General features: G+C 63.8%; 15 protein-coding genes. 2 read left to right on the forward strand and 13 right to left on the reverse strand.

The features are described from left to right. Position 1: 1 nt before the first annotated feature. The 13 genes from G559_RS0104555 to G559_RS0104615 all read right to left on the reverse strand — a co-directional run bounded on the left by G559_RS0104555 (position 2) and on the right by G559_RS0104615 (position 16,215). Positions 2 to 1,954 (reverse strand): Lnb N-terminal periplasmic domain-containing protein, encoded by a 1,953-nt coding sequence (locus G559_RS0104555; RefSeq protein WP_036996850.1) that lies wholly within the window; start codon positions 1,952 to 1,954, stop codon positions 2 to 4. A 26-nt stretch (positions 1,955 to 1,980) separates the two neighbouring features. Next, positions 1,981 to 2,301 carry a DUF2388 domain-containing protein gene (locus tag G559_RS0104560; RefSeq protein ID WP_028627120.1) on the reverse strand — a complete coding sequence of 107 codons (321 nt, stop codon included), beginning with the start codon at positions 2,299 to 2,301 and terminating at the stop codon, positions 1,981 to 1,983. 169 nt (positions 2,302 to 2,470) lie between these two features. Beyond that, positions 2,471 to 2,788, reverse strand: a complete 318-nt coding sequence (locus G559_RS0104565) for a DUF2388 domain-containing protein (RefSeq protein ID WP_028627121.1) — start codon at positions 2,786 to 2,788, stop codon at positions 2,471 to 2,473. Positions 2,789 to 2,908: 120 nt separating this feature from the next. Beyond that, positions 2,909 to 3,127, reverse strand: coding sequence for a DUF1127 domain-containing protein (locus G559_RS0104570; protein ID WP_028627122.1), 219 nt, complete (start codon positions 3,125 to 3,127; stop codon positions 2,909 to 2,911). A 298-nt stretch (positions 3,128 to 3,425) separates the two neighbouring features. Beyond that, positions 3,426 to 3,641 carry a DUF1127 domain-containing protein gene (locus tag G559_RS0104575; RefSeq protein WP_028627123.1) on the reverse strand — a complete coding sequence of 72 codons (216 nt, stop codon included), beginning with the start codon at positions 3,639 to 3,641 and terminating at the stop codon, positions 3,426 to 3,428. 329 nt (positions 3,642 to 3,970) lie between these two features. After that, positions 3,971 to 5,464, reverse strand: a complete 1,494-nt coding sequence (locus tag G559_RS0104580; RefSeq protein ID WP_028627124.1) for an acetyl-CoA hydrolase/transferase family protein — start codon at positions 5,462 to 5,464, stop codon at positions 3,971 to 3,973. 315 nt (positions 5,465 to 5,779) lie between these two features. Beyond that, complete coding sequence (locus tag G559_RS0104585; RefSeq protein ID WP_028627125.1) at positions 5,780 to 7,216, reverse strand: NAD(P)(+) transhydrogenase (Re/Si-specific) subunit beta; 1,437 nt, start codon at positions 7,214 to 7,216, stop codon at positions 5,780 to 5,782. A gap of 2 nt (positions 7,217 to 7,218) precedes the next feature. Continuing rightward, complete coding sequence (locus G559_RS0104590; RefSeq protein ID WP_003458205.1) at positions 7,219 to 7,533, reverse strand: NAD(P) transhydrogenase subunit alpha; 315 nt, start codon at positions 7,531 to 7,533, stop codon at positions 7,219 to 7,221. A gap of 12 nt (positions 7,534 to 7,545) precedes the next feature. After that, the gene (locus G559_RS0104595; protein ID WP_028627126.1) at positions 7,546 to 8,667 is read right to left on the reverse strand and encodes a Re/Si-specific NAD(P)(+) transhydrogenase subunit alpha; all 1,122 of its coding nucleotides are present in this window, start codon (positions 8,665 to 8,667) and stop codon (positions 7,546 to 7,548) included. A gap of 612 nt (positions 8,668 to 9,279) precedes the next feature. Beyond that, positions 9,280 to 11,799: a LuxR C-terminal-related transcriptional regulator gene (locus tag G559_RS30590; protein ID WP_028627127.1), complete on the reverse strand. Its 2,520-nt coding sequence runs from the start codon at positions 11,797 to 11,799 to the stop codon at positions 9,280 to 9,282. Positions 11,800 to 11,958: 159 nt separating this feature from the next. After that, complete coding sequence (locus G559_RS0104605; protein WP_028627128.1) at positions 11,959 to 13,329, reverse strand: DUF1329 domain-containing protein; 1,371 nt, start codon at positions 13,327 to 13,329, stop codon at positions 11,959 to 11,961. Between the two features lie 17 nt (positions 13,330 to 13,346). After that, complete coding sequence (locus G559_RS0104610) at positions 13,347 to 15,113, reverse strand: DUF1302 domain-containing protein (RefSeq protein WP_028627129.1); 1,767 nt, start codon at positions 15,111 to 15,113, stop codon at positions 13,347 to 13,349. A gap of 193 nt (positions 15,114 to 15,306) precedes the next feature. Next, positions 15,307 to 16,215, reverse strand: a complete 909-nt coding sequence (locus tag G559_RS0104615; protein ID WP_028627130.1) for a LysR family transcriptional regulator — start codon at positions 16,213 to 16,215, stop codon at positions 15,307 to 15,309. A 193-nt stretch (positions 16,216 to 16,408) separates the two neighbouring features. Here G559_RS0104615 and G559_RS0104620 point away from each other — a divergent pair, with 193 nt between their 5' ends. After that, positions 16,409 to 17,590 carry an acyl-CoA dehydrogenase gene (locus tag G559_RS0104620; RefSeq protein ID WP_028627131.1) on the forward strand — a complete coding sequence of 394 codons (1,182 nt, stop codon included), beginning with the start codon at positions 16,409 to 16,411 and terminating at the stop codon, positions 17,588 to 17,590. 66 nt (positions 17,591 to 17,656) lie between these two features. After that, positions 17,657 to 18,880 carry a CaiB/BaiF CoA transferase family protein gene (locus tag G559_RS0104625; RefSeq protein WP_028627132.1) on the forward strand — a complete coding sequence of 408 codons (1,224 nt, stop codon included), beginning with the start codon at positions 17,657 to 17,659 and terminating at the stop codon, positions 18,878 to 18,880. Positions 18,881 to 19,412 lie beyond the last annotated feature (532 nt).

Raw genomic sequence — 19,412 nt, forward strand, 5'->3', positions numbered from 1 at the left:
ATCAAGGGAGCACGAGCCCGCCGGCGTCCTTGTGCAACTGGCGCAGGTGCGCACCGATGGCCTTGAGGTTGGCCTCGGTGGCGTTCAGCTCAGACATGCGCTGGGGCTCCAGCAGGCTGCGCACTTCGCGGTCGAGGTCGTCGTTGAGCTTGCGCATGGTCTGCTGGCGGCTGCTGCTTTCTGCCTCCAGGCGCTGCCATTCGGCGCTCTGCGGCAGGCCATAGCCCCCTTGCAGCAGCTCCGCCGGGCGGCTGAGGAAGCCGCTGTTGGCGAGCAGTTGTTCCAGGGTGCCACCGGCCTTGGCGAAACGGGTCTGCCCGGCCTGCTCGCGGGAGCTGAGGTAATTGCGCTTGAGTTCGTCCTGGGCCAGCAGCAACTGGCGGCGCTGGGCAGCCTGCTCCAGCAGGAGCAGGGCGGCGCTGGCGCGTAGATCGGCCTTGTCGAACCAGGGGCGGCGCTGTTCGGCAGTCAGTTCCAGCCAGTCTTCCACCTCTTCCTGGGGCACCTTCAGCCGCTCGCGGATGACCGTGAACATGGCCTGGTAGCGGTCGCGGAAGGAGTCGAAGCGATAGCCAAGGCGCAGCGCCTCCCTGGGATCTTCCAGCGGCGTGCGGTCGGCCACGTCGCGACCCTCCAGCAGCTTCAGCAGGCCGTTGGGCATGATGCTGTCGAGGTCGCGCAGCGCCGGGTGATCGGTGCCGCTGCGGAGCAGCTTGAGGGTCTCCACCGCGCAGTTGTTGGAGAGGAACCAGTAGTCGCCGTCGTAGCTCCAGTGCATCTCGGCTGCGTGCTCCACCAGGGCGTCGACCTCCCCGCGGCTGAGCTTGAGCGGGACCGAGGCGAGGCTGCGCAGCTCCACCTTGGTGTATTCCTCGATCACCTGGTGCAATGGCAGCACGAACAGGCGGGAGGGATAGGCGCCGGTGAGGCCGTCCCAACTGGAAAGCTGCACATCGCCGACGAAGGCGCGGTAGGAGAGCACCAGATGCTGGTCGAGGTCGAGGCGGCAGTCCGGCCCACGTGGGCGACCCGGGGCGCAGATCACCAGGCGCAGCATGCTGTGGCCCCAGCGGCTGACCCAGTTCTGGTTGGCCTCGGCGAACAGGTAGTCGACTTCGTAGACGCGCTCGGGATCGAGCTTGCCCAGGGGCTGCTTAGCGAAGTCGCGGCCGGCGTTGAGGTAGGCGTAGCCGTCGTTACAGTCGGCCCGCTGCGCCGGCGCCCAGCCGAAGTGCGCGCGGTAGTAGCGATAGAGCGCCGGTCGGCGGCAGGCATAGGCCGGGTCGAGGAGAAAGTACTCCATGTTCACCGCGACGAATTCGCGGGAGTTCTTCAGCTCGTAGATGTCCGGGCTGCGTGCCACCTGGTGGTTGTCCTGTTCGCGCAGGCCACGCTTGCCGACGTACTGCGGCCAGCCGGCGAGGTCGAGTAGACGCGGGTCGTCGCTGAAGGTGAAGCGTCGTGCTGTCTGGCCCCGGCAATCGCCCGGCAAGCCCACCAGGCCGCTGCTGGCGGCCTGGTTACGGCAGCGGAACTGTTGCGTCCGGTCGGCGGCGGACCAGAGCCGGGCGCGGTCGTAGAGATGGGTCAGCTCGTGGAGCACCGTGGCGAGCATTTCGCGGCGCACGGTGCCGTGGACGCGGTCGGTTCTCTGCGTGGCCGCACTGCCATCGGTCAGGCTGGCCAGCAGGTTGCGATTGAGCACCAGGGCGTCGAAACGGGTGGTGCGGCCGTAGCCGTTTTCCGGCAGATCAACGCTCCAGGCCACTTCCACGTCCCGATCCAGGCGCTGGATGAAGGCCGGTGGCAGGGCGGCGTAGGCTTCGTCCAGCAGTTGCTGGCTGGCCTGGCGCTGGGCCGGAGTGAGGCCTTCGCCGTCCAGCACCAAACGCAGGTCGGCCCGGGCCGTGGCCGCCAGCAGCAGGCCGCCCAGGCAGATCAGGCGCAACCAGATGTTCAGAGGTCGATACTCGTGCGGGGTCAGAGGGCGAGGATGCTTTCTGCCAAGGCCAGGTCGCTGGCCTCGCGGGCTTGCGGGAACTGCTCGCGCAGGGCACCGAAGGCGGCCTCCAGCTGGGCGCCACGGATTTCGCCGGCGCTGGCGACGAAGCTGGCGGCGTCGTCACGGGCGGCGATCACCACCTTCATGTCACGGATAGAGGTGGTGGTATCGGAGGTGAAGTCGAGGGTGCGGTCCAGCGCGCGGACGATGATGTTGCTGGTCGCCACCAGGGTCTGGGCCTGGGCGGCACCGGCAACGAGGGAAAGGGCGATGGCTGCGACAGACAGCGAGCGGCGCATGGAGGCTCTCCGTTGGAAATTTCTAAGGTAGTTGGACGGAAATATCCTTCGGCAGTTCTCAGCCGCGGATACCGGGCGCGAAGGTTAGCGGAATGGGCAGACGAGAGCCAGGCAGCACGGGGGGTGCAGCCCGATGGGCCGCGCGTTGTGCGCGGCCCGATGGGTGCCGTCAGAGGGCGAGGATGGCCTGAGCCAGTTGCAGGTCGCTGGCAGCCAGTTGCGGCTGGGCGCCGCGGATGTGCTTGAACGCGGCTTCGAGCTGGGCGCCACGGATGTCACCGGCGCTGGCGACGAAGCTTGCCGCGTCGTCACGGGCGGCGAGCACGATCTTGTCGTCCTTGAACGAGGAGGTGACGTCGGAAGTGGCATCCGAGGTGGCCGCGACGGCGTTCACCACGGCGTCAGTGGTGACCACGAAGCTAGTGGCTGAGGCACTTGTGGCAAGCGCCAGCAGGGCGGCGGCGCTGAGCAGGCGGAAAGAGGTCATGGGGGGCTCCTTTGCTGACCGGGGCGGTAGCGCGAAGAGCGCCACCGGCTGGATGGAAAGCCTAGTCAATGTGAGGCTCGCGGGCCAGTGCTGGCAAGGAGCCGCCCATGGCTGCAAGGCTCAGCGCCAGAACGGTTTCTCCAGTTCCGCGAAGCGATCGCTGGGGCTGATACCGACATCTGCGAGGGCGCGGCCATCCAGCTTCGCCAACTGACGGCGGGTGCGAGCGTTGCGTGCCCACTGGGCCAGGGTGGCGAACAGGCGCAGGTACCAGGGGGCCGCCGGGAGTCCGGTTGGGGATTGAGTTGGGTGAGCCGAGGCCGTCAGGGTGCGGTCCATGGCGTGACTCCTTCCCGCGTCGACGCGGGGATGGGTTATGGAGGGCCATGATCTCGTTCCCGGGGAAAACTGTGCAGTCACAGTCAGGTTAAATTGTGCTGTAGCAGGTTCGTACTTTTAGCAACTGTACTGGTTGGATTGAAACTGTCTGTGCCGGAAGAGTGGGGCGCGCTCATCCAGAGGCGGGGATGTGGGCGATGCAGGCGTTTCCTGGGCCCAGAAACGACGAAACCCGTCGCGGGCTGCGACGGGTTCTGTCTGGGGTATTGCCTGCGGGCCGTTTGGCCCGGCGAACTGCTTAGCGCCAGAAGGGCTTGTTCAGTTCGGCTTCGCGCTGGGCTTCGCTGATGCCGGCGTCGGCCAGCAGGCGGTGGTCCAGCATGGCCAGTTGGTGACGGCTGGCGATGCGACGCTGCCACAGCAGCAGGGTGGAGATGGTGCGCAGGGCCCACGAGGATTTCGGGGATTGTTCGGCGCTTTCGAAAATCAGGTCGGAACTGAGGGTACGTTCCATGGCGGCAGGTCCTTCCCGCTTGTGACGGGGCTTGGTTATCAACTGGTGCCTATGATCTACCCAGAACAGCCGCGACTGTAGTCACAGTTCCTCTAAATTGTGTTGGTCTTTATTAGCATGCTTATCAACTGTTTCGCTTAAATAACACGAAACTGTACGGGTGCCCCGTTGAATCACTCGTGATCCAACGGGAAACGGCATTTTTTCCTGTTCAAATAACAAGCAGTAGGGTTTTTGAACAGTACAGTTCAGGATTTTCAGAAACTGTTTTTTGATCTTTTTGTCAGAAACAAAGGTTACAAGCTCATAACTGTTTTGCTCAGAGCGGATCAGTTGGCCAGCATTCGACCGTTTTCTTCCAGATTGATATGCCAGGACATGGCTTCGCGTAGCAGGTGCGGGGTGTGACCACCCTTGGCGCAGGCTGCACTGAAGTAATCCTGCAGCGGCTGGCGGTAATCCGGGTGGACACAGTTGTCGATGATCGCGCGGGCGCGCTCGCGAGGTGCCAGGCCGCGCAGGTCGGCCAAACCCTGTTCGGTGACCAGGATGTCCACATCGTGCTCGGTGTGGTCCACGTGGCTGACCATGGGCACTACGCTGGAGATGGCGCCGCCCTTGGCAATGGATTTGGTGACGAAGATGGCCAGGTGGGCATTACGGGCGAAGTCGCCGGAGCCGCCGATGCCGTTCATCATCCTGGTGCCGCCCACGTGGGTGGAATTCACATTGCCGTAAATGTCGAATTCCAGCGCGGTATTGATGCCGATGATGCCGAGGCGGCGCACCACTTCGGGGTGGTTGGAGATTTCCTGCGGGCGCAACACCAGTTTGTCCTTGTAGCGCTCCAGGTTGCCGAACACGTCGGCATTGCGGCGCGCGGACAGGGTGACGGAGCTGCCCGAGGCGAAGCGCAGCTTGCCCGCGTCAATCAGATCGAAGGTGGAATCCTGCAGCACCTCGGAATACATGGTGAGGTCCTGGAACGGCGAATCGATCAGGCCGCACATCACGGCGTTGGCGATGCTGCCGATGCCGGCCTGCAGCGGGCCGAGGCTGTTGCTCATGCGGCCGGCTTCCACTTCTCGCTTGAAGAAGTCGATCAGGTGGTCGGCGATGGCCTGGGTCTCGTGGTCCGGCGGCAGTACGGTGGACAGGGAGTCCGGCTGCTCGGTGATGACGATGGCGGCGATCTTGGCCCGGTCGATCGGAATGGCGCTGCCGCCGATGCGATCGTCCACGCGGGTCAGCGGGATCGGCGTGCGGGTCGGCCGGTAGGTGGGGATATAGATGTCGTGCAGACCTTCCAGGTTGGGGTTGTGAGCCAGGTTGATCTCGACGATCACCCGCTTGGCGAAGATCGCGAAACTGGCGGAATTGCCCACGGATGTCGTTGGTACGATGTGACCTTGCTCGGTGATGGCCACCGCTTCGATCACGGCGATGTCGGGCAGCTTGAGTTGGTGGTTGCGCAGCTGTTCGACGGTTTCCGACAGGTGCTGGTCGATGAACATCACCTCACCGGCATTGATCGCCTTGCGCAGGGTGCTGTCCACCTGGAAGGGCATGCGGCGGGCCAGCACGCCGGCTTCGGTGAGTTGCTTGTCGAGGTCGTTGCCGAGGCTTGCGCCGGTCATCAGGCTGATCTGCAGCGGATGCTCCTTGGCTCGTGCGGCCAGTGCCTGGGGCACGGCCTTGGCTTCGCCGGCGCGGGTGAAACCGCTCATGCCGACGGTCATGCCGTCTTCGATCAGGGCAGCGGCGTCGGCCGCACTCATCACCTTGCCCAGCAGGGAGGGCAGGCGCACGCGATCAGAGTACATGGGGAAAACCTCGGACAACGGGTGGGAGCCGCGCAGTCTAGGGACTGAGGCTGTGCCCGGCTTCTATACCAAGGTCGAAGAAATGGCTCTATTCAGGGCCTTTTGTCGGTTAATGGCCGGCGGGTCGGATTGCCGGCAGGGGCGATGTCAATCGCCAAGCACGCCGAAGGTCTGCCATCCGCAATCTCGAATCGGGGCCGCTGTGCGACCCTTGGCGATTGAATTCGCCCCTACAACCAAGGCACCCCATACCGGGAGCGCTGAAAACAAAAACCCCGGCACCAGGCCGGGGTTCTCGGTATCGCGGGGTAGGACTCAGTCGACAGCCTTGACCATGTCCTCGATCACTTTCTTCGCGTCGCCGAACACCATCATGGTCTTGTCCATGTAGAACAGTTCGTTGTCCAGGCCGGCGTAGCCGCTGGCCATGGAGCGCTTGTTCACGATGATGGTCTTGGCCTTGAAGGCTTCCAGGATCGGCATGCCGGCGATGGGCGACTTCGGATCGTTCTTCGCAGCGGGGTTGACCACGTCGTTGGCGCCGAGCACCAGTACGACGTCGGCCTGGCCGAACTCGGAGTTGATGTCTTCCATCTCGAACACCTGCTCGTAAGGCACTTCGGCCTCGGCCAGCAGGACGTTCATGTGGCCCGGCATACGGCCGGCAACCGGGTGGATCGCGTACTTCACGTTCACGCCACGGTGGGACAGCTTCTCGGACAGTTCCATCAGTGCGTGCTGGGCACGGGCCACCGCCAGGCCGTAGCCGGGAACGATGATCACGCTGTCGGCGTTGGTCAGCAGGAAGGCGGCGTCGTCGGACGAGCCGGACTTCACCGGACGCTGTTCCTTGCTGCCAGCCGCGGCTCCGGCGTCAGCTTCGGCACCAAAGCCGCCGAGGATGACGTTGAAGAAGGAGCGGTTCATCGCCTTGCACATGATGTAGGAGAGGATCGCACCCGAGGAGCCCACCAGGGAGCCGGCGATGATCAGCATCGAGTTGTTCAGCGAGAAGCCGATACCGGCCGCCGCCCAGCCCGAGTAGCTGTTCAGCATGGACACCACCACCGGCATGTCGGCGCCGCCGATCGGGATGATGATCAGCACGCCGATGACGAAGGCGAGCGCCACCAGCAGGGCGAAGGCAGCAATGTTGCCGGTGAAGGTGAAGTACAGGCCCAGGGCGATGATCGCCAGGCCTACCAGCAGGTTCAGCTTGTGCTGGCCGGCGAACTGCACCGGAGCACCTTGGAACAGGCGGAACTTGTACTTGCCCGACAGCTTGCCGAAGGCGATTACCGAACCGGAGAAGGTGACGGCACCGATGGCTGCGCCGAGGAACAGCTCAAGGCGGTTACCGGCCGGGATGGCATCGCCCAGGGCAGCCACGATGCCGAGCGACTGGGGCTCGACCACGGCGGCGATGGCGATGAACACGGCGGCCAGACCGATCATGCTGTGCATGAAGGCGACCAGTTCCGGCATCTTGGTCATTTCTACGCGCTTGGCCATGATCGACCCGGCGGTGCCGCCGACCAGCAGGCCGACGATGACGTAGCCGATGCCCTGGGTCGCCAGTTCGGCGCCGAGTTTATAGATGAGGCCAACGGTGGTGAGTACGGCGATGGCCATGCCGACCATGCCGAACAGGTTGCCGCGACGCGACGAGGTCGGGTGCGACAGGCCCTTGAGCGCCTGGATGAAGCACACCGAGGCGACGAGGTAGAGAACAGTGATCAGGTTCATGCTCATGGTCAGTGTTTCTCCGCAGCCGCTTTCGGCGCTTTCTTCTTGAACATTTCCAGCATGCGACGGGTGACCAGGAAGCCACCGAAGACGTTCACCGCAGCCAGGGCCACGGCCAGGGTGCCCATGGTCTTGCCCAGCGGGGTCACAGTGAGGGCGGCGGCCAGCATGGCGCCGACGATCACGATGGCCGAGATGGCGTTGGTCACGGCCATCAGCGGGGTGTGCAGGGCCGGGGTAACGTTCCACACCACGTGGTAGCCGACGTAGATGGCCAGCACGAAGATGATCAGGTTGTAGATGCCGTCAGAAATCAGATCCATGTCCGCTTCCCCTTAGCCGTTGTTACGGACGACCTGGCCGTCGCGGCACATCAGGCACGCGGCGACGATGTCGTCTTCGAGGTTGAGATGGAACTGGCCGTCCTTGTCGATGACCAGCTTGAGGAAGTCCAGCAGGTTGCGTGCATAGAGGGCGGAAGCGTCCGCCGGGACCATGGCTGCCAGGTTGCTGTGGCCGACGATGGTCACGCCGTGCTTGACCACGACCTGGTCGGCTTCGGTCAGCGGGCAGTTGCCACCCTGGGAGGCGGCCAGGTCGATGACCACGGAGCCCGGCTTCATTTCGGCAACGGTGGCCTCGTGCAGCAGGGTCGGCGCCTTGCGGCCCGGGATCAGTGCGGTGGTGATGACGATGTCCGACTGCTTGGCGCGCTCATGCACGGCCTTGGCCTGGCGCTCCATCCAGGAGGCCGGCATCGGGCGGGCGTAACCGCCGACGCCCTGGGCGCATTCGCGCTCTTCATCGGTCTCGAAGGGCACGTCGACGAACTTGGCGCCGAGGGATTCGATCTGCTCCTTCACCGCCGGGCGCACGTCGGAGGCCTCGATCACCGCACCCAGGCGCTTGGCCGTGGCGATGGCCTGCAGGCCGGCAACGCCAGCACCGAGGATGAGGATGCGCGCGGCCTTCACGGTGCCGGCAGCGGTCATCAGCATGGGCATGAAGCGCGGATAGTGGTGAGCGGCCAGCAGTACCGACTTGTAGCCGGCGATGTTGGCCTGGGAAGACAGCACGTCGAGGCTCTGGGCGCGGGAGGTGCGCGGCGCCGCTTCGAGGGCGAAGGCGGTGATGCCGCGGGCGTTCATGCGCGCGATGATCTCGTTGCTGAAGGGGTTGAGCATGCCGACCAGCACCGCGCCTACGCGCATATGGGCCAGTTCGGCCTCGGTCGGGGCAACCACTTTCAGCACGAGGTCGGCACCAAAGGCAGCGGCGTCATTGCCGATGGCGGCGCCAACGGCTTCGAAGGCGCTGTCCGGAATGCAGGCGCTGACGCCGGCACCGCTTTGCACCGTCACCTGGTGGCCCTGGCTCACCAGCTTCTTGATGGTCTCGGGTGTTGCGGCAACCCGCGTCTCCCCGGCGTGGGTTTCGAGAGGAACACCGATGTGCACTTCAAATCTCCTGCGTGATCGATCTGGTGAACCAGTGCACTACGGATGGTGCTCTGGCGAGGCGGATCCGCCTTTCAACAGCCTGGTATCGCAACGGCCAAAACCTTAGAGGCGCGGCATTCTGCAATCGGAACCGCAACTGCTTCAAGCAGTTCTGGAGTAAAACGCTCTAATAACTACAAGTCATGTTTAGACCTGCTGTCTCTGGTTGGCCTTCCAGGCCCCGTCATGGCTGGCAGAGACCCTTGTTGGTCGGTTCAACCAGAACCGCGTCCTATCCCGAAGCTGAATGACTTTCCATCAAAGCGGCGCCAGTACAGGCTTGCAGTCCGTAACATCCTGCCGTTAATGGCTGGAGCACTGTTAATCAGACTTTTTAATAGTTGCCATAAGGCGGCGGAAAATGGGCGTTCTGTAGCTTTTGAAAATGTTTGACTACAGGGTCAAGAATGGCTTCTCGGCCTGTTTGCAGGGAGAAGCGTAGTTCGCGCGCAGGCCAGTCGCTCCGGGGGTTGCGCCATATTGTCGCGGTATGGAAAGGGGGGAAACGTCATTGGTAGCCCGGATTTCATCCGGGCTAGGGTTCTGCATTCAGTGCGGGGATGGGCACTGTCAGACCAGCAAGCCCAGCGTCTTGGCGCGCATCACTGCCTGCGTGCGGCGCTTCACGCCGAGCTTGCTGTTGATCTTCTTGGTATGGGTTTTCACGGTGTTCACCGAAATGAACAGGTAGCCGCCGATCTCCTGGTTCGAGAAGCCCTCGGCCAGCAGTTGCAGCACGGCGCGTTCGCGCTGGCTGAGCAGGCTGGCCTGGTCGCCTTCTGCTGTTCCTGTGCCGTCTCTGCGCGGGTAATCGCGCAGCAGCCCGTGCATGCCCAGACGCTCGGCGTGTTCCAGCGCCTGGCGTTGCAGTTCGCAGGCTTCGGTGCGGCCGAGGGCGCGCCAGGTAGCGGCAAGGGCAAGGCGCACTTCGCAGCCCAAGGGCGCGAGCTGCAGCAAGTGGCAGTGTTCCAGCAGCGGCTGGAGCAGGGCTTCGGCCTGTTCGGCGCGGCCGGACTCCAACTGCGCGCGGGCCAGCAACAATTGGTTGCGCAGGGGCAGGGTGGGGTAGTCCAGCGGTGCCATCCAGGCGCGCTCGCCAATGAAGTAGCGCTGGATGCGCAGGGCAGCCGGTTCGATACGCTCCCAGCGGCCTTGGCGCCCCTGCACCCGCATGCTTTGCAGATGCAGCACTCCGCTGTAGGAGTAGCGCCACACCTGGCGGCAATGCATCTGCCGCTCGGCCTCGCGAAGTTCCTGGTAGGCCTGGTCGAACTGGCCGCGGCGGGCGTGGAGTTCCGCCAGCCCGAGGAATCCGTGGAGGGCGAAGGGGTCCAGGCAGCCCAGGGCCTGCTCCAGGCCGGTGTGCAGGGCGCGCTCGGCGTCGTCCAGGCGATCGGCGATCAGGTGCAACTCGGCCTGGATCAGGTGCAGGCGGCCGAGCATCAGGCTGTCGACCTGTTTGCGCTGGCCGATCAGGGCAAAGCTTTGCTCCAGCAGGTTCTGGGCCCGGCCGAACTCACCGCGCAGCAGGAGCAGGCGAATTCGATCGAGGTTGATCAGCACCTCGAACAGCAGGCTGCCCTGGCGGCGGGCGATCTCCAGCGCCTTGTGCAGGTGCGGCTGTGCCTCCTCCGGGGCGCCGCTGGACATGGCGACCCGCGCCAGGCTGGAGTAGCACAACAGAATGGGCATCCAGTCGTGCTCCGGCAGGTGCTCCAGGGCCTCGCGACAGTGCAGCTGCGCGTTGGCCGCGGATTGGCTGCGCAAGGCCGTGAGTACGCCGTTCAGGGCCTGCCAGTTGGCCAGCAGCTTGCGGTTGCGCAGGGAGGTCGGCTGCGGCAGGAAGTGGCCGAGCTTGGCGATGCAGGCTTCGGCTTCGTCAAGGCGCCAGGAAATCAGCAGGCCCCAGGCATTCAGGCAGAGCAGGCGCGGGGTGCTCTCCAGCAGGGCGGCGGGCAGGCGTGCGCGCCAGGCCAGCAGGTGGGCCAGATGCTGTTCTCCGGTCAGCCATTCCTGGCCGAGGCGCTCCAGGTAATTGGCGGCCGCTTCCGGTTGGCCGGCACAGAGCGCCTGCTCGATGGCGTCTTCCACCTGGCCGGCGGCGATGAACATGCGGCAGGCGCTGAGGTGCAGGCGGGTGGCGGCGGCTTCGCTGATGCGATGGCGCAGGGTGCGGGCCACCGCGGGCAGCACCCGGTACCAGGTGCCGTGTTCGTCCAGCGGCATGCAAAAGGCCTGTCGCGCCAACAGGCGCTCGAAGAGCTCGGCGCCGTCGCTGTCTTCCCAGAGGTGTTGGCAAAGGTCGGCGGACACCTTCGGCAGGTGCGACAGGGCGAACAGGCAGTTGGCTTCTTCCGGGCTAAGGCGATTGAGCAGTTCGTGGTCCAGGTATTCCTTGAGCCAGCAGTGATTACCGCTGGAGCTGGTGGGGGCCTTGCCGGACAGGTGCAGACGCACGCCGGCGCACCAGCCTTCGGTTTCCTGCCAGAGCTCCTCGCGCAGGGCGGCGCTGGTTTTAGGCGCCAGTTGGTCTACCAGTCGCTCGTGCTGCTGACGGTCGAGGGCCAGTTGGTTGGCGTCCAGTTCCAGCAGTTCGCCGGCCAGTAGCAGCCGGGGCAGGTTCCAGGCCGGCCGCTGGCGCACGCTGACCAGCAGGCGCAATTCGGGCAGCGCGCGGGCCAGGAGCTGGTCGATGCAGTCATCAAGACCGGCCGGGGGGTGGCCTGGGTAGTCATCCAGGACCAGCCAGATCCGCTCGCCGCGATGGGCCAGCAGGTGCTGCAGGGCCTGGGCAGCAGGCAGCGATGGTACCGTTTCACCCAGCTCGGCCGCGAGTTGCGCGAGCACGTGTTCCGGTGGCAATGGCTGGCCGGCGAGGTTGAGCCAGATGACCAGGGCGGACTCGGTCTGGGTGCGGAGGAATTCGTTGAGTAGCACGCTCTTGCCAAATCCGGCCGGGGCGCAGAGCAGGCGTAGCTGGGCATCCTGCGCGGCGAGGCGGTCGACCAGCTGCGGACGCGGGACATGAGCCGGCGGCAGGCGTGGCAGGCGAGACGGAAGGACGTGCGGTGTCTGGCCGGGGCGGTGCATGGGCGGTTCTCGCGATGTTGTTGTTATGGATGAACCGAATCCTCGCAGACTAGATGGCCCCTGGGCGGGCTTGAAGCAGCATGGACAGCGCTGATGAGGCGCCATAACGCAGCGGGAAGGGGAAAGGGGGCGCCCCGCGATACGGGGCGCCCGTGGAGATCAGCGGATGCCCGCGTTGCGCAGGGCTGCCGGGGTGTAGTCGGCGCCGGTAGCGGCAAAGCCGAACTCGATGCCGTGCTTCTCTTCGTTCTTCAGGCCGAGGGCGATGTAGCGTCCGGCGATGATGTCGTAGAGGGCCTCGACCGCGTAGGTGCTGACCTGGCGCTGGAAGTGGTAGCTGGCGTGGCCTTCACCGACGCGCCAGAGCTGGCCACGGCCGTCGTAATGGTCGGCATAGGCGATCTGCCAGCTGTCTTCGTCGATGAAGTAGTGGCGCTTGGCATAGATGTGCCGCTCGTTGGGCTTGAGGGTGGCGACCACTTCCCACACGCGGTGCAGTTCGTAGCGGGTCAGGTCCTGGTTCAGGTGACCCGGCTGGACGATCTCCTTGTACTTGAGTTGGGGCGATTCGAGCTTGTAGCTGTTGTAGGGGATATACATCTCCTTCTTGCCCACCAGCTTCCAGTCGTAACGGTCCGGGGCGCCGGAGAACATGTCGAAGTTGTCGGCGGTACGCATGCCGTCTGCGGCAGTGCCGGGACCGTCATAGGCCACCTGCGGTGCGCGGCGCACGCGGCGCTGGCCGGCGTTGTAGAGCCAGGCCAGGCGTGGCTCCTTCACCTGGTCGATGGTCTCGTGAACCAGCAGCACGTTGCCGGCCAGGCGCGAGGGTGCCAGGACCCGCTGCTTGAAGTAGAGCAGCACGTTGGCCGACTTCTCCTTGTCCAGCTGGGCCATGTCCGCCGGGAAGGCGACTTCGTCCTCGAACTGCACCGGGGTGAAGGAACCGTTGGTCTGCGGCGTGGCCTGGATTACCAGGCGGCGGGCATTACCGCCGCGGTAGCGGGTGATGTGGTTCCACATCACCTGCACGCCATCCTTGGGAACGGGGAAGGCGTAGTAGTGGCTGTCGGCGAAGTTGGACAGGCCGTTGCCGCCGTCCACCGGCTGGGTGCTGAGGGCACTTTGCCGGGCCGCGTCATAGATGGCCTGAGGCGCGGCGGCGCTGCGGTGGCTGGGGTATACCGGGATCTTGTAGGTACTGGCGTAGCGCTTGAACATCGCCATCTGCCCGGGGGACAGTTTGTCCTTGTACTGCTCGGCGTTGGCAGCGGTGATGGTGAACAGTGGCTGCTCGTTGGCATAGGGGTTGCCGAGGAAGCCATTGGCGTCGACTACGGCGGCGTTGGTCGGCAGGCCGCCGGTCCAGGCCGGGATGCCGCCGTCGGCGTTGCCGACCTTTTCCGCGCCCAGCGGGGTAAGGCTGGCACCTAGCTGCGCGGCCTCTTCCTGAGTGACAGCGGCCATGACGTTGGTGGCCAGCAGGCTAAGGGCCAGGACACCACTTTGCAGGATGCTTCTCTTGGTCATTCCGGGAATCCTTGCGATCAGAAGTTGAGGCCGAAGCTGAGGGCGACGAAGTCGCGGTCAGTGGTCGTGTTGTAGTGCCCGCCGAAGAAGTCGGTGTAGCTGAGGCTGGCGGTGTAGGTGTTCTGATAGTCGGCGTTGAGGCCGAGGCTGATGGCCTTGGAGCCTTCGTTGAAGTTCGGGCCATAGCCGTCGACGTCATGGGACCAGGCGACGCTCGGGGTCAGGTTGATGCCGGCAATGACGTTGCTGTAATCCAGGCTGGCGCGGGCGCGGTAGCCCCAGGAGCTGCTGGTGTAGAAGCCTTTGTCGTTGCACTCGCGCTGGGTTGGGCTGGTGGCGGTAAGCGCCTGGCAGAGCGCCTGGGAGGAGAGCTGGCCTGGACCGTAGATGGGGTCGCGGCCGTAGCGCAGTTCGCCGATGTCGTCGTTCAGGCCGCCGATATGGTTGTAGCCCACCTCGGCCACCAGGGTCAGGCGGCTGGCGCCCATTACCTGGTCAACGAACTGGGTGGCGGTGACCTGCGCCTGCGTGACCGGCTTGCGCTCGTAGCCATGCAGGTCTTCGCCTGCGAGATTGCGACCATGGCCGCTCTCGAAGACCGGCGAAACCGGTACGCCGAGGGCTGCGAAGGACAGGTCGGTACTGTTGAGTTGCAGTGGCATGTTCGGCCGGAAGCTGACTTCGCCTGCCAGCGACGTGCCTTCAACGTTGGTCTGGAAGCTCAAGCCGTAGAGGCGAATGTCTTCCGGGTACTCGATGAAGTAACGCGCACCAGGAGCGCCGGGGATGATCGCAGCGCTCGGGGTCGTGGTGCGAATGGTGCTGAAGATCGGGCCGCGGCTGTGATAGTTCATCGCATAGGCGCCGAACTCGGTGTCGTTCATTTCCGGCACGAACCAGCGCAGCGCTACGCCGAACTGGCCACTGTCCCGGGCGTCGCGGTCGCCGGCGCGGGGGATATAGAGGGTGCCACCGGTGTTGGTGGACTCGCCGGGCGGCAGGTCCGGTCCGGCGACCACCAGGCGGTCGACGCAACCGTCGGCCACCACGTCCGCGGTGGAGAAGAAGGTGCCGCAGTTATCGGCCACCGTCTGGTCCCATTCCAGCTGGTAGAAGGCTTCGGCGGAGAGGTTATCGGTCAGGCTCTGGGACAGGTAGATCATGTTCACCGGGATCAAGCCTTCCTTGATCTCGGCGCCAGGGCGGCGGAAGGCCGCTGCGTCGATGGGGTTGATCGAGTTGATGCTGTTGCCGATGAAGGTGCTTTCGCCCCAGCTCACCACCTGCTTGCCGACCCGGAAGCTGCCCGGCAGGTCGCCCAGGTTGTAGTTGTGGTAGATGAAGGCATCGAGCAACTGCGCGCCGGAAGACTGGGCCCCCTCTTTACGGTTGTGGTCGTCGATGTCGTAGAAGAGGCGGTGTTCATCCTTAAGTTCGAAGTCGTACCAGTACTTCCCGCGGAGGAATACCCCGGTATCGCCGTACTTGAGTTCCAGGTCGTGAATGCCCTTGAAGATCTTCGAGAAGGTTTCCCCCTTCTTGAAGTTCAAGCGGCCGTCGTCTGAGGTACGCGACAGCGCCTCGCCGCCGCTGGCGGTGGAGATGAACTCCGGATCGGGCGAACGCACGGCCCAACTGGCCCCGACCGAGAGGGAGGAGTCGAACTGAGCTTCGATGTCACCGATGTTGAACGTGATGGCATGTGCCTGGGCGCTGCAACCCAGGGCGACGGCGGCGGCCAGCGTGTGCGGCCGGAAGATTCCGCGCATTGTTCTTGTTGTCATGCGGCTCTCCAGAGCGGGTCTTGGGAGGCTTCATGCTAATCAGCCGCAACCTGCGCCATAACTGCCTGAACGGGCGATTTCACCTATCACCCGAGTGGGTGATAGGGCTGCTGGGAGGGGACGCTGGAAAGGGGTGTTTCGTAGGCGTTTCGAGGTGGGTGCCGAGGATTGCTACCTGGGGTTACAGCGGGACTCAATCCAGCCCGGCTTCACTTCGATACTGGTGGGCAGCGTCCACCAGCCAGTCGCGGAAGGCCCCCAGGGCGGCGGATTCGAGCTTGCGTTCGGGGATGATCAGGTAATAGGCCTTGTCGCTGCGGAAACTGTGGGGGTGAGCCACCATCAGGTGACCGTCGGCCAGTTCGCGTTGGATCAGGAAGGGCGGAATCAACGCCACGCCCATCTCGTGCATGGCGGCCTGGGCCAACATCGAGAAGAGTTCGTAGCGCGGCCCGCTGAGGTCGCGGGCGACGTTCATTCCAAGGGAGCTGAACCACTGGCGCCAGGCGTAGGGGCGGGTGGTCTGCTGCAGCAGTGGCAGGCGGGCGATGGATTCGGCATCCAGGCTGCTGCGCCCTTCCAGTAACGCCGGGCTGCACACCGGCACCGAGTTTTCGTGCATCAGGAAGTCGGCGCGAGTCCCTGACCATTCGGCATCGCCAAAATAAAGGGCGGCATCGAAGTCGGTGTCGGCAAAGAGGAAGGGGCGGGTGCGGTTGGTCAGGTTGACCGTGACTTCCGGGTGCAGACGCTGGAAATCCTTCAGTCGGGGTACCAGCCACTGGGTGCCGAAGGTGGGAACGATGGCCAGCTCCACCGTCATCGCCCCCTGCTGGCCCATCACGGCGAGGGTATCGCGCTCCACCGCATCGAGCTGGGTGGCGATACGGCGAGAGTAGGCCAGGCCAGCCTCGGTCAGTTTTACCCCGCGCCGTGAGCGGCGGAACAGCTCCAGGCCGAGGAATTCCTCTAACCCGGCAATCTGCCGGCAGATGGCGCTCTGGGTCAGTGCCAGCTCGTCGGCCGCCTTGGTGAAGCTCTGATGGCGTGCGGCGGATTCGAAGGCGATCAGGGCGGCGGTGCTGGGGATCTTCCGACGCATGCTGTACCTCTGCGGCACAAGTGGTGGCTGTAAATAGCGTGGTATAGCGTTTCGGAGTGAGAAATTAGCACAACAGCATGCGAAATCCTCGTTTGTCTGATCCGGCCTAGGCTGTCTAGGATGCGTCAACACTAATAAGGCAGGGTCCCGCGATGGCCCAGCCCCTGATTCCCGCTTACCGAGGACACTCCCCATGGCCGCCAAAGCAAGCTTCAACTGGATCGACCCGCTCCTGCTGGACCAGCAGCTCAACGAGGAAGAGCGCATGGTGCGTGACAGCGCCCAGCAGTTCGCTGCTGACAAGCTGGCTCCGCGTGTCCTCGAAGCCTTCCGTCATGAGCAGACCGATCCGGCGATCTTCCGCGAGATGGGCGAGACCGGCCTGCTCGGTGCGACCATTCCGGAAGCCTACGGTGGCAGCGGCCTCAACTACGTGTGCTACGGCTTGATTGCCCGTGAAGTGGAGCGCGTGGACTCTGGCTACCGCTCGATGATGAGCGTGCAGTCCTCCCTGGTGATGGTGCCGATCTACGAGTTTGGCAACGAAGCCACCAAGCAGAAGTACCTGCCGAAACTGGCCAGCGGCGAATACATCGGCTGCTTCGGCCTGACCGAGCCGAACCACGGTTCCGACCCGGGCTCGATGATTACCCGCGCCAAGAAGGTCGACGGCGGCTACCGCCTGACCGGCAGCAAGATGTGGATCACCAACAGCCCGATCGCCGATGTCTTCGTGGTCTGGGCCAAGGACGATGCCGGCGAGATCCGCGGCTTCGTGCTCGAGAAGGGCTGGCAGGGCCTGTCCGCGCCGGTGATCCATGGCAAGGTCGGCCTGCGCGCCTCCATCACCGGCGAGATCGTCATGGACAACGTCTTCGTGCCGGAAGAGAACGCCTTCCCGGACGTGCGCGGCCTGCGCGGTCCGTTCACTTGCCTGAACTCCGCCCGTTACGGCATTTCCTGGGGCGCCCTGGGGGCTGCTGAGGCGTGCTGGCACACCGCCCGCCAGTACGTGCTGGACCGCAACCAGTTCGGTCGCCCGTTGGCCGCCAATCAGTTGATCCAGAAAAAGCTGGCCGACATGCAGACCGAAATCACTCTCGCCCTGCAAGGCTGCCTGCGCCTGGGCCGAATGAAGGACGAGGGCACTGCCGCGGTGGAAATCACTTCGATCATGAAGCGCAACTCCTGCGGCAAAGCCCTGGACATCGCCCGTATGGCCCGCGACATGCTGGGTGGCAACGGTATCTCCGATGAGTTCGGTGTGGCCCGTCACCTGGTCAACCTGGAAGTGGTGAATACCTACGAGGGGACCCACGACGTCCACGCACTGATCCTCGGTCGCGCACAGACCGGCATCCAGGCGTTCTTCTGATCCTCGACCGGTTCTCTCCTTATATAGAAGGGAGGACCGGGTCCTTTCGCGAATCCAGGTGATCCCATGGCCGGTGCTCTCTCCCATATCCGTGTGCTCGACCTCTCCCGCGTACTGGCTGGCCCTTGGGCCGGTCAGATCCTCGCGGACCTGGGGGCCGAGGTCATCAAGGTCGAACGTCCGGGCTCGGGCGACGACACCCGCGCCTGGGGGCCACCTTTCCTCAAAGGCGCCGACGGCCGTGATACCAGCGAAGCGGCCTACTTCCTCGCGGCCAACCGTAACAAGCAGTCGGTAACCGTCGACTTCACCCGCCCCGAGGGCCAGAAGCTGGTTCGCGAGCTGGCGGCGAAGTCCGACATCCTCATTGAGAACTTCAAGGTGGGTGGGCTGGCGGCTTATGGGCTGGACTATGAATCGCTGAAGGCCATCAACCCGCGTCTTATCTATTGCTCCATCACCGGCTTCGGTCAGTCCGGCCCTTATGCCAAGCGCGCCGGCTACGACTTCATGATCCAGGGACTGGGTGGGCTGATGAGCATCACCGGGCGTTCCGATCAGGAAGAGGGTGCCGGTCCGGTCAAGGTCGGTGTGGCCCTGACCGACATTCTTACCGGGCTCTATTCCTCGGTGGCCATGCTGGCTGCACTGGCCTCAAGGGAAATCAGTGGCAAGGGTCAACACATTGACATGGCGCTGCTGGATGTTCAGGTGGCCTGCCTGGCGAACCAGGCGATGAACTACCTGACGACGGGGAATCCGCCACGGCGGCTTGGCAATGCTCATCCGAACATCGTGCCCTACCAGGACTTTCCGACAGCGGATGGCGATTTCATCCTCACCGTGGGTAACGACAGCCAGTTCCGCAAGTTTTGCGAGGTCGCCGGTCATCGGGAGTGGGCGGACGACCCGCGTTTTTCAAGCAACAAGGCACGAGTCGCTCATCGTGCCGAGCTGATTCCCCTGATTCGACAGGCCACCGTCTTCAAAACCACGGCTGAATGGGTCCGCGCGTTGGAAGAAGTCGGCGTGCCCTGTGGTCCGATCAACGACCTGGCGGCGGTCTTCGCCGATCCCCAGGTGTTGGCGCGGGGTCTCCGGGTCGAACTCGAGCATCCGTTGGCGGGTGTGGTGCCACAGGTGGCCAGCCCATTGCGCCTTTCCGATACCCCTGTTGAGTACCGCATGCCACCGCCGCTTCTCGGCGAACACACCCAGGACGTGCTGCAGCGTGTGCTGGGACTGGCAGCGGAACAGGTGGAGGCGTTGCGCCAAGCAGAAGTTATCTAGCCCTTCTTATATAGGCACGAGAAAGGCGCTGAAGATAATTTCAAATAGGTGTTGACGGCAGAATCTGCATCCCTATAATGCGCACCTCTTCCAGCGGAGTTGCCAAGCAAAACTCCTTGTAGATCAATGAGTTAAGTGGTTGGCGAAGGTGCTGGGAGGTTCCGCTTCGCAAGGTTCGCCGGTGGCGAGCGAAGTTGGAAAGGAGGTGTTGACAGCGTGATTGAGCGCTGTAGAATGCGCCTCCCGCTGACGAGAAGAGAGATCGGATCGAAGGCGCAAGCGGTTGAGTAGAAAAGAGATTTTCGAAAAACAGCTTGACAGTAAGAAAGGCTGCTGTAGAATGCGCAGCCTCGGTTGAGACGAAAGACTTGATCGAAACGCTCTTTAACAACTGAATCAAGCAATTCGTGTGGGTGCTTGTGAGGTAAGACTGATAGTCAACTGATTATCAGCATCACAAGTAACACTCGTGAATTCGAGAGTTTATTTGCGATTGCTGAGCCAAGTTTAGGGTTTTCTCAAAACCCAAGCA

Source organism: Metapseudomonas resinovorans DSM 21078 (assembly GCF_000423545.1).
Lineage (GTDB): Bacteria > Pseudomonadota > Gammaproteobacteria > Pseudomonadales > Pseudomonadaceae > Metapseudomonas > Metapseudomonas resinovorans.